Raw genomic sequence first — 9,877 nt, 5'->3', positions numbered from 1 at the left:
TGTATTATGTAATTCTATTGTACAATATAGATAGATAGTAATAATTTGGTTAGTATTGAACCACTATATCTATATTATTACCTTCATTTTTTCTGTACTACGCACCGTCAATTTATTGATTTTTCCTTTAATAAACAATATGCTCCACATATACTATAAACCAAGTTCATCCCAAATTTCATCAATGCGAGCAACAACTTTAGGATCTTTCTTGATAATTTTTCCCCATTCACGATTGGTTTCACCCGGCCATTTATTGGTCGCATCCAAGCCCATTTTAGAGCCCAATCCAGATATCGGCGAAGCAAAGTCTAAATAATCGATAGGCGTATTATCAATAAAAGTGGTATCTCGATGAGGATCCATACGCGTGGAAATAGCCCACATAACATCTTTCCAATCACGAGCATTAATATCATCGTCACAGACAATCACAAATTTTGTATACATAAATTGCCGCAAATAAGACCAAACTCCCATCATGACGCGTTTAGCATGTCCTGAATATTGTTTTTTAATTGTCACAATCGCAATACGGTATGAACATCCTTCGGGGGGTAAATAAAAATCGACAATTTCAGGAAATTGTTTTTGTAAAATCGGTATAAAGACTTCATTCAATGCAAGACCCATTACCGCGGGTTCATCTGGCGGCCTACCGGTATAGGTTGAATGATAAATCGCATCTTTACGACGAGTTAAATGTGTCACGGTAAATACGGCAAATTGCTCAACTTCATTATAATAACCGGTGTGATCACCATACGGACCTTCTGATGCTAACTCATTAGGGTCGATATAACCTTCAAGCACGATTTCTGCACTAGCTGGAACGTCTAAATCGTTTGATAACGATTTCACCACTTCGGTTCGACTACCGCGTAATAATCCAGAAAAAGCGTATTCGGATAAAGTGTCTGGAACCGGTGTCACTGCACCTAAAATGGTTGCAGGATCAGCACCAATCACAACGCTAACAGGGAATTTTTGATTAGGATTTGCTTGTTGCCACTCTGCAAAATCAAGTGCCCCGCCACGATGCGAAAGCCAGCGCATAATTAATTTATTTTTGCCTAAAAGCTGCAAGCGATAAATACCCAAATTTTGCCGATCTTTATAAGGACCTTTAGTAATAGTCAGTCCCCAAGATAACAGCGGTGCCACATCATCGGGCCAGCAATGCATAATAGGTAAACGTGTCAAATCCACTTCATCATCCTTAAAAATCACCTCTTGGCAGGGAGCTGATGAACGATGTTTGACAGACATATTAAACACTTGTTTATATTTAGGTAAGACATTAAAAAATTGCCGTATGCCTTTGGGTGGTTCAGGTTCACGCAAAAATGCCAATAACTCACCGATTTCACGCAAAGCGGAAGTATCTTCCCGCCCCATCCCCATCGCAACACGTTTGGCGGTACCAAACAGATTACATAAAACAGGCATATCATAACCAATTGGGTTTTCGAATAATAAGGCAGGACCTCCACTACGTAATACACGATCAGCAATTTCGGTCATTTCAAGATAAGGATTAACAGGAAAAGTAATTCGTTTTAATTCACCTTGCTGCTCAAGATAATCTAAAAATTCTCTAAAATTTGAAAAATGCATTTATTATTACTCCCTGTTCCTGACTCATCTTGAGTTAACCACATCTAAAAGTCTTTTGTAATCCTTGATGGAAACCTATCGTTCAAATTAATTAGTCAGCATCAAAGTTTTCACTGTATATAGGTGTTTGTTTATTTTGATTACACTCAACAATTTTAGGTAATAGGGTTTCAAACTGTTTTTTGTCGATTTCAATAAATTCATCCTGATCAACTTGATAAAATAAATATTGCTCAGTTTGATCATCAAATAAAAAAGAAGCTAACCAATCATTTCTATCATCGCTATTTTCATTAGTAAATATTTTAATAATACTATTTTCGCGCACTTCTGGTTGATCTCGTAATTTATAATCAATGATCTTTTCAGCTATGTTAGCGTCATATTCATCAAAAATAATATAATTATTTTGGTTAGATTGGCACTTTTTTATACTTATTTCAGCGTTACTGGTTGGTACAAAAAAGCATAAACAAAACAGTACAATAGTGTATAGACTCAAGTTCATTTTCATTCAAACCTTTTAACTAGATTTAATCAAACTATGAATTTTACCAATAGCCTCACTGTTATTTGGTGATAAAGTAAGATTGGTAGCTTCATCAATCGTCAGCCATTGATAAGCTAAATGTTCAGTAAGTATAGGTGTTATCTCTTTAATAAGAGGTAGATAAAACCAATGTTCTTTATTTATCTTTACTTCGGGTGCATATCTATGCCTAAATTGTGGAAAAATCTCAAATTCAACAGCATGATTTGCATCAATTAATTCAAGATTTTGTCCAATGATATCAATGCCCGTTTCTTCAAAAACTTCACGAATCGCGGTTTCTCTAGGCAATTCATTAGCTTCCATACTACCTGTTACTGATTGCCAAAAATAAGGATCATCTTGACGTTGTAACATAAGGCAGCGATTTGTTGTCTGGCAGAAAATCACCACCAGAACAGATTCAGGATTTTTGAAATTTTGCATCAAATATCACTATTTTTTACTTATTTCAATACCTAGTTCATTTAATGCGGCCGCATTTGCTGGGCTTGGAGCATCGGTTAATAAACATGCTGCTGCTGTTGTTTTAGGAAATGCTATCACATCGCGAATATTATCGGTTCCACTTAATAACATACTTAACCTATCTAATCCAAATGCTAATCCTGCATGTGGAGGGGTGCCGTATTTTAATGCATCGAGCAAAAAGCCAAATTTTTCACGTTGATCATGCTCATCAATACCTAAAATGGAAAAAACCGCTTGCTGCATTTCACTGCGATGAATACGAACCGATCCACCACCCACTTCATAACCATTTATGACCATATCATAAGCATTCGCAACAGCATTTTCCGGGTTTTTGATAAGTTCTTCTGGCGTATAGTCTTTTGGTGACGTAAATGGATGATGCATTGCACTTAATCCTTCGTCGGTTTCTTCAAACATAGGGAAATCCACAACCCAAAGTACTGCCCATTTACCTTCATCAGTTAAACCTAAATCCTTACCAACTTTTAAACGTAATGCGCCGAGTGCATCACTCACAACTTTATAACTATCAGCACCAAACAATAGAATATCGCCATCTTTAGCGTTGGCTCGATTAAGTAGGGCTTCCATTTGTGATTCATTAAAGAATTTTGCCACAGGACTTTGTACGCCTTCTAGCCCTTTATGACGTTCATTAACCTTAATCCATGCCATACCTTTAGCACCATAAACCGAAATGAATTGTGTATATTCATCTAACTGCTTGCGCGTTAATTGGGCGCCATTTGGTACACAAAGTAAAGCTACGCGACCTTTAGGATCATTGGCTGGAGTTGAAAACACTTTAAAATCAACATCTTTAACAATATCAGCCACATCAATAATTTCGAGCGGATTACGTAAATCGGGTTTATCGCTACCAAAACGACGCATTGCCTCAGCAAAAGTCAGGATAGGGAACTTGCCTAAATCGACATTTTTAACATGCAGCCAAAGTTCACGAATCATTTGTTCCATAACTTCACGCACTTGTTCGGCTGTCATAAATGACGTTTCAACATCGATTTGAGTAAATTCAGGTTGACGATCGGCTCTCAAATCTTCATCTCGAAAACATTTTACAATTTGATAATAGCGATCAAATCCTGACATCATCAGCAATTGCTTAAATAATTGTGGCGATTGTGGAAGCGCATAAAATTCACCTTTATGAATTCGGCTTGGCACTAAATAGTCTCGAGCCCCCTCTGGGGTTGCTTTGGTTAACATTGGAGTTTCAATATCTAAAAAACCATGCTCATTCATAAATGAACGAACAAACGCAGTAATTTTGGCTCGAGTTTTAAAAATCGTTGCCATTTCAGGGCGACGAAGATCTATATAACGATATTTTAAACGCTGTTCTTCACTATTATTTTGATTAAAATCAAGAGGTAAAACATCGCTACGGTTAAATACAGTCAGCTCAGTGGCCAAAATTTCGACCTCGCCAGTTGCCATCTCTTTGTTGATTTGACCTTCAGGTCGGGCTCTCACTTTACCTTTGATCTGAATACAAAATTCATTACGTAACTCACCTGCAAGTTGATACGCTTGTTGATAATCAGGGTCGAAAAACACCTGAACAATGCCTTCACGATCGCGCATATCAATAAAAATCATACCGCCTAAATCTCGACGTTTATTGACCCATCCACACAATGTTACTTCTTGATTAATATGAGATGCTGTTAACTGACCACAATAAATCGAACGCATAAAATATCCTGTTTAAATATCAATCTATAAAAATTGCAAATATTATAAATCAAATAGAGCCCTTATAAAGGCATTTATTTAGATTTATTCTTTAATTGTTTACTTATTTTGAATTGTCATTTCCATATTGTTGACTAAAGAGTAATTGATGGTACTTGTTTGTTGACGTAAGCAATTGCGGTTATGTATATTAACTACACAATGTTAGATTATGATTTTAGTTATCATGGCTAGTTCTTATTAATAATAATATATTCTATGAGGCCCATAAGGATGGAAATTTTAAAAGACTATAGAGTGCATGTACTTGCACTAGTCGTTGTTTTAGTATGTGAGTTCATCGGTAGACAATCTATCTGGATTATCACAATGTATCCGATGTTATACGCCATGATTGTTGGCGGAATAATCAGCCTTCCTAAATTAAAAATATTAAAACTAAAAAATATGAACCATGCCAGTGCCATCATGATTGTCACGTTAATGCTACTTATTGCTAAGCTTGGTGTCTCGGTTGGTCCTAAAATTGATATGATTTTGGAAGATGCTAAGTTAGCCTTAATTTTTCAAGAATTAGGTCATTTTGCTGGTACGATTTTATTAGGTTTACCTCTTGCAATGATATTAGGCATGAAACGTGAGGCGGTGGGCGCAACGTATTCTGTCGCTCGCGAACCCAATATCGCGATCGTTGCCGATAAATATGGATTAGATTCTGCTGAAGGTCGAGGCGTTATGGCGATGTATGTTTGTGGCACACTTTATGGTGCTATTTGGATGAGCATACTTGCTAGTGTAATGGCAAAATTAGATATCCTCCATCCTTATGCATTAGCGATGGGGGCTGGAGTTGGAAGTGGTAGTATGATGGCGGCATCACTTGCACCAATAAGTGACCTTTATCCTGAAATGGCTAGTGAAATCAAAGCCTATGCAACAACCGCAAACTTAATGTCGAGTATTGTTGGCATTTATATTTATACGCTATTTTCATTACCTTTTGCCTCTTTCTTATATAATCTTTTTGCCCGCTTACGACGTAACAAGGAAGGAGCGCTATCATGAAATGCCTAGAAACAATATTTTTACTGATTTTAGTTGCCATTATTATGGCTGCCGGCAATACAGTGGGCTACAAAATCGATTTTATGCTGTCATTACAAGCATTATCAATCTTAGTTGCTATATCAATAGTCGGCTATTTTGTTGGTAAAATTCCACTATTAAACAAATTCCCAGTTATTTTATGGGTATCAGTCGTAGCCGCAGCAGCTTCATCACCAATATTTCCTTATCACGAACAAGTCGTTTCAATTACTGATCAGGTTTCTTTATTGGCTGTTTGTACCCCAGTTCTTGCTTATGCAGGTCTAGCTATTGGCAAAGATTTAGCATTATTTAAAAATATTTCTTGGCGAATCATCCCTGTTTCGTTAGCCGTGTTTTCAGGTACCTTTATTTTTGCGGCAATCATTGCACAAATCACCTTGCATTGGGAAGGTGTTATCTAATTTGAATTAGGATTTTAACGTATGACAAAAGAAGAACTTAAAAAAAAGGTTTGTAACGCAATAGCAAGCCGAAAAGCTGATATCAAAGCGATTGCTCAGTCAATTTGGGCAGAACCTGAACTTGGTTATAAAGAACACAAAACCGCTAAAAAAGTCGAAGAAGCCTTTGAAAAATTGGGTGTACCATTTAAAAATAAATTAGCTATAACTGGCGTAAAAGGTCGCTTAAAAGGTGGAAAAGGTAGTAAGTACAGCATTGCTGTTATTGGCGAGCTTGATGCCATTATTTGTGCTGATCACCCCGCTGCTGATGAAACATCTGGCGCTGCACACTGCTGTGGGCATAATGCGCAAATTGCCAATATGATGGCAGTCACGATGGGATTAATTGATGCAGGGGCTATGCAATTTTTAGCGGGTGATGTTGTACCCTTTGCGGTACCTGCTGAAGAATATGTCGAAATTACTTATCGTAATCGCTTAATTGAAGAAGGTAAAATCAAATATATTGGAGGCAAACCAGAGCTAATTTCGCGGGGGGAATTTGATGATGTTGATATGGCACTGCAAATACACTTAACTAGCGTACCCCATGACCGCCAAAATGGTTTTATCGAAATATCAACCACCAGTAATGGTTTTATCGGTAAACTGATTCAATATAAAGGCGAAGCGTCACACGCGGCGGCTGCACCACATGCGGGTGTCAATGCCTTAAACGCAGCAATGATGGGAATGATGGGTGTGCACGCGATTCGCGAAACTTTTCAAGAAAAAGACTATATTAGATTCCACCCAATTATTACCCAAGGTGGTGATTTAGTGAATGTGGTTCCAAGCGATGTCAGAATGGAAAGCTATGTACGAGCTGGTAATGTGCCCGCCATGATTGATGCCAATGAACGAATTAATCAAGCACTAAAAGCAGGCGCTATGGCGGTTGGGGCAACCTGTGAAATTAAAGACTTGCCTGGCTATCTACCATTAAATAACAATCCAACACTTAACGAGCTGTTAAAACGTAATGCCGAAGCGTTAATTGGTAAAGAAAATGTTTCGGTTGCCCCTCATATGACAGGAAGCACAGATACTGGTGATCTATCCCACATTATGCCAGTTAGCCATCCATGGATTGGTTCGGTTCGCGGTGTTTTACACGGTAAAGATTATACCGTATTTGATGAAGAGATGGCTTACATCCGTCCTGCGCAAATGATGGCCTGTACAATTATCGATTTACTTTATGACGACGCCAAACCAGCACAAACACTGATGTCAGGATATAAACCACTCATGACCAAAGAAGAATATTTAACATTCCTATCTGGCTTTGACAAATAATCTTAATAGCTTGGCACATCATTGTGCCAAGTTTCTGTTATAATGCTTTTTCATCATTAACCACAATAAACACCCACTATGCAAGAACTGACTGATCAAGAACTGTTTCGTTATGATAGACAAATCACATTGCGTGGTTTTGATATTGATAAACAACAAATATTAAAAAACAGTTCAGCACTGATCATCGGTTTAGGTGGACTCGGCTGTGCGGCATCGCTCTATTTGGCTGCATCAGGTTTAGGTAAATTAACGTTAGTTGATTTTGATACCATATCAAAATCCAACTTAAATCGACAAATTTTATATACCGAAAAGGCTATCAATCAATACAAAGTCGAGGTTGCAAAAGAAGCCTTAACCAATATCAATGCCAATACGTTAATTGAAACAATGCATCAGCAACTTGACGATGACAAGCTCATTGCGCTTATCAAACAGCATAATATTGTCATCGACTGTACTGATAACTTAGTGACACGAGAGCAAATTAACCGTTGTTGTTTTCATGTAAAAAAACCGCTAGTTTCTGGAGCAGCTATCCGTATGGAGGGGTTATTAAGCGTATTTACTTATCAACCTGATGAACCTTGTTATCACTGTTTGAGCCGCTTATTTGGTCAAGATCAACTCACATGTGTTGAAGCGGGTGTCATGGCGCCACTTGTTGGCATGTTTGGCACCATGCAAGCCTTAGAAGCCATCAAAGTGCTAACCCAATATGGAAAACCATTAATTGGTCGTGTATTAATGATTGATACAATGACAATGGAATTTAACCAAGTTAAATTTACCAAACAACTTAACTGTCGCATTTGTGGAAATAGTCATACTACTAATCAGGTTTCGCAATGAAAATTAATCGCATTATTTTAGCGCCTATGGAGGGTGTGCTTGATTATCAAGTCAGACAACTTTTAACTTCAATTAACCAATTTGATTATTGTGTGACTGAATTTATTAGAGTAACCCATCATAAATTATCTAATCGAACCTTTTATCGCCTATGTCCTGAGCTTTACCATAACGGAAAAACTAAATCTGGCACGCCTGTCCGGGTGCAAATTCTTGGCCAGTCGCCAGAATGGATGGCTGAAAATGCCGTTAAAGCTATTGAATTAGGCTCTTATGGTATCGATATCAATTTTGGTTGCCCAGCCAAAACGGTCGTTGGCAGTCACGGAGGCGCTTATTTATTACAATATCCCGAGCAGATATTTAATATTGTTAGCCAAGTAAGGCAAGCAATTGGGGCAACGCATAGATTATCAGTCAAAATTCGCTTAGGGTGGAATAATAAATCACATTGTCACGACATCGCCAGTGCCATTGAACTTGCCGGTGCCAATGAAATTGCTATTCATGGCAGAACCAAAGAAGACGGTTATAAAGCCGAAAAAATAGATTGGCAAACAATAGGTCAAATTAAGCAACAGCTAAATATTCCCGTTATTGCAAATGGTGAAATTTTTTCTATTGAGGATGCAAAAAATTGCATAAACCAAAGCCAAACTAACGATATTATGCTAGGCCGTGGTATTTTAACAATTCCTAACTTGGCCAATATGATTCGGACTGAACAATCAGCATTCAGTTGGCAACAAGTGATGGCAATTTTAATCCACTATGCGACATCCTCCATTGATGACGTTAAACCGCTTTATCATTCTGCACGCATCAAACAGTGGCTTGCTTACTTAAAACAGCACTATGCTCAAGCAGCAGACGTCCTACAAAATATTAGAACACTCAAATCACAGCAAGATATCGGTGATTTTTTAAGAATCAGTAGTAAATAATTTCAATTAAAGCCTATTTGGCCTTTTGACGGCATAGCAAAGTAATATTTAGTTATACATCGAACAATCATACAAGATAAAATAGATGACCACAACCATATCGCAAGTGGTAACAAAATTAATACATAAAGGCCTAGGCTATTTATCCGACTAATAAAATAAGCTATGTTATATATTACTAATAAAAATATAATACCCGTAGTTAATATCAAAATATTAGTTACAATTGCACTTTTAATAATTCTATCTGATTGCAAGACAACAAAGGTTCGTTTAAAAAAATCTTTCGTTAACAACACAATCATTAAAAAATTGATCACGTAACTCACTAATAGTAAAAATACATTTATCCAACATGAGGTGTCGTGCTGAAATTGTTGGAGTAGCATGTCTAACAAAAATGAAGAAAGGGTAATGAAAAGAAAAAAGAAAAATGCTAAAAACAATATAAAATGAATTTTAGGGCTATTTTTGGGAGTAAGTTCAAAAGGGTATTTTTCTTTATCAAACCAGTCACTAAATATTTTAATATAATAATAAATCAATAAACTATACAAACCACAAGATAACAAGCTGGAAATAATTATTATTAGATAAAACCATGAATCAAGGTAAATAATATTGACAAATAGGATCTGATACACTATTTGACATTGTTCTAATAAAAAACTCACGATATGAATAAGGACTATCTCAATTATTAATAATCCGAGATTTTTCAGTGTGATGATATGAATATTCATTCGATAAAAAACAATAGATGAAACGACAAAAAACAGCAAACATAGAGGAATTAAATTCAATAATTGATGTAAAATATATTGATTAAAAATAAACTCCAAAAAATCATTAAGCTCATCAAAAAG

10 protein-coding genes are annotated in these 9,877 nt (G+C 36.7%); 5 read left to right on the top strand and 5 right to left on the bottom strand.

Annotated elements, in window-relative coordinates; all coding sequences use genetic code 11:
- Positions 1 to 153: 153 nt before the first annotated feature.
- The 4 genes from ubiD to aspS form a co-directional block, all read right to left on the bottom strand.
- The gene (gene ubiD / locus A9G22_RS07575; protein ID WP_065585692.1) at positions 154 to 1,617 is read right to left on the bottom strand and encodes a 4-hydroxy-3-polyprenylbenzoate decarboxylase; all 1,464 of its coding nucleotides are present in this window, start codon (positions 1,615 to 1,617) and stop codon (positions 154 to 156) included.
- A gap of 91 nt (positions 1,618 to 1,708) precedes the next feature.
- Entirely contained in the window at positions 1,709 to 2,125 is a 417-nt protein-coding gene (locus tag A9G22_RS07570) for a hypothetical protein (protein WP_075508633.1), read from the bottom strand.
- A gap of 15 nt (positions 2,126 to 2,140) precedes the next feature.
- Complete coding sequence (gene nudB, locus A9G22_RS07565) at positions 2,141 to 2,593, bottom strand: dihydroneopterin triphosphate diphosphatase (protein ID WP_075508632.1); 453 nt, start codon at positions 2,591 to 2,593, stop codon at positions 2,141 to 2,143.
- Positions 2,594 to 2,602: 9 nt separating this feature from the next.
- Positions 2,603 to 4,360 (bottom strand): aspartate--tRNA ligase, encoded by a 1,758-nt coding sequence (aspS, locus tag A9G22_RS07560; RefSeq protein ID WP_065585689.1) that lies wholly within the window; start codon positions 4,358 to 4,360, stop codon positions 2,603 to 2,605.
- Positions 4,361 to 4,633: 273 nt separating this feature from the next.
- On the opposite strand from aspS, the gene A9G22_RS07555 reads away from it, so the two are divergent.
- From A9G22_RS07555 to dusC, 5 genes are all read left to right on the top strand, one after another.
- On the top strand, positions 4,634 to 5,425 hold the full coding sequence (locus A9G22_RS07555) for a DUF3100 domain-containing protein (protein ID WP_065585688.1): 792 nt from the start codon (positions 4,634 to 4,636) through the stop codon (positions 5,423 to 5,425).
- On the top strand, positions 5,422 to 5,871 hold the full coding sequence (locus A9G22_RS07550) for a hypothetical protein (RefSeq protein WP_075508631.1): 450 nt from the start codon (positions 5,422 to 5,424) through the stop codon (positions 5,869 to 5,871). The genes A9G22_RS07555 and A9G22_RS07550 overlap by 4 nt, the downstream gene beginning before the upstream one ends.
- A gap of 21 nt (positions 5,872 to 5,892) precedes the next feature.
- Complete coding sequence (locus A9G22_RS07545) at positions 5,893 to 7,212, top strand: amidohydrolase (protein ID WP_065585686.1); 1,320 nt, start codon at positions 5,893 to 5,895, stop codon at positions 7,210 to 7,212.
- Positions 7,213 to 7,290: 78 nt separating this feature from the next.
- The gene (locus A9G22_RS07540) at positions 7,291 to 8,067 is read left to right on the top strand and encodes a molybdopterin-synthase adenylyltransferase MoeB (protein ID WP_065585685.1); all 777 of its coding nucleotides are present in this window, start codon (positions 7,291 to 7,293) and stop codon (positions 8,065 to 8,067) included.
- Complete coding sequence (dusC, locus tag A9G22_RS07535) at positions 8,064 to 9,011, top strand: tRNA dihydrouridine(16) synthase DusC (RefSeq protein WP_065585684.1); 948 nt, start codon at positions 8,064 to 8,066, stop codon at positions 9,009 to 9,011. The genes A9G22_RS07540 and dusC overlap by 4 nt, the downstream gene beginning before the upstream one ends.
- Positions 9,012 to 9,013: 2 nt before the next feature.
- On the opposite strand, the gene A9G22_RS11565 is transcribed toward dusC, so the two are convergent.
- Positions 9,014 to 9,877: hypothetical protein (locus tag A9G22_RS11565; RefSeq protein ID WP_218058778.1), on the bottom strand; the 864-nt coding region annotated here is incomplete at its 5' end.

The sequence above is a fragment of the Gilliamella sp. App2-1 genome (assembly GCF_001690255.1).
GTDB classification, from domain to species: domain Bacteria; phylum Pseudomonadota; class Gammaproteobacteria; order Enterobacterales; family Orbaceae; genus Gilliamella; species Gilliamella apicola_G.
This window is presented reverse-complemented; position numbering and strand designations above follow the sequence as displayed.

Bases quoted from the DNA above. Each gene is read 5' to 3' on its own strand.
- A9G22_RS07550 (WP_075508631.1), top strand. From the start codon at position 5,422: ATGAAATGCCTAGAAACAATATTTTTACTGATTTTAGTTGCCATTATT.
- A9G22_RS07545 (WP_065585686.1), top strand. From the start codon at position 5,893: ATGACAAAAGAAGAACTTAAAAAAAAGGTTTGTAACGCAATAGCAAGC.
- nudB (WP_075508632.1), bottom strand. From the start codon at position 2,593: ATGCAAAATTTCAAAAATCCTGAATCTGTTCTGGTGGTGATTTTCTGC.
- aspS (WP_065585689.1), bottom strand. From the start codon at position 4,360: ATGCGTTCGATTTATTGTGGTCAGTTAACAGCATCTCATATTAATCAA.
- A9G22_RS07540 (WP_065585685.1), top strand. From the start codon at position 7,291: ATGCAAGAACTGACTGATCAAGAACTGTTTCGTTATGATAGACAAATC.
- A9G22_RS07555 (WP_065585688.1), top strand. From the start codon at position 4,634: ATGGAAATTTTAAAAGACTATAGAGTGCATGTACTTGCACTAGTCGTT.
- A9G22_RS07570 (WP_075508633.1), bottom strand. From the start codon at position 2,125: ATGAACTTGAGTCTATACACTATTGTACTGTTTTGTTTATGCTTTTTT.
- dusC (WP_065585684.1), top strand. From the start codon at position 8,064: ATGAAAATTAATCGCATTATTTTAGCGCCTATGGAGGGTGTGCTTGAT.
- ubiD (WP_065585692.1), bottom strand. From the start codon at position 1,617: ATGCATTTTTCAAATTTTAGAGAATTTTTAGATTATCTTGAGCAGCAA.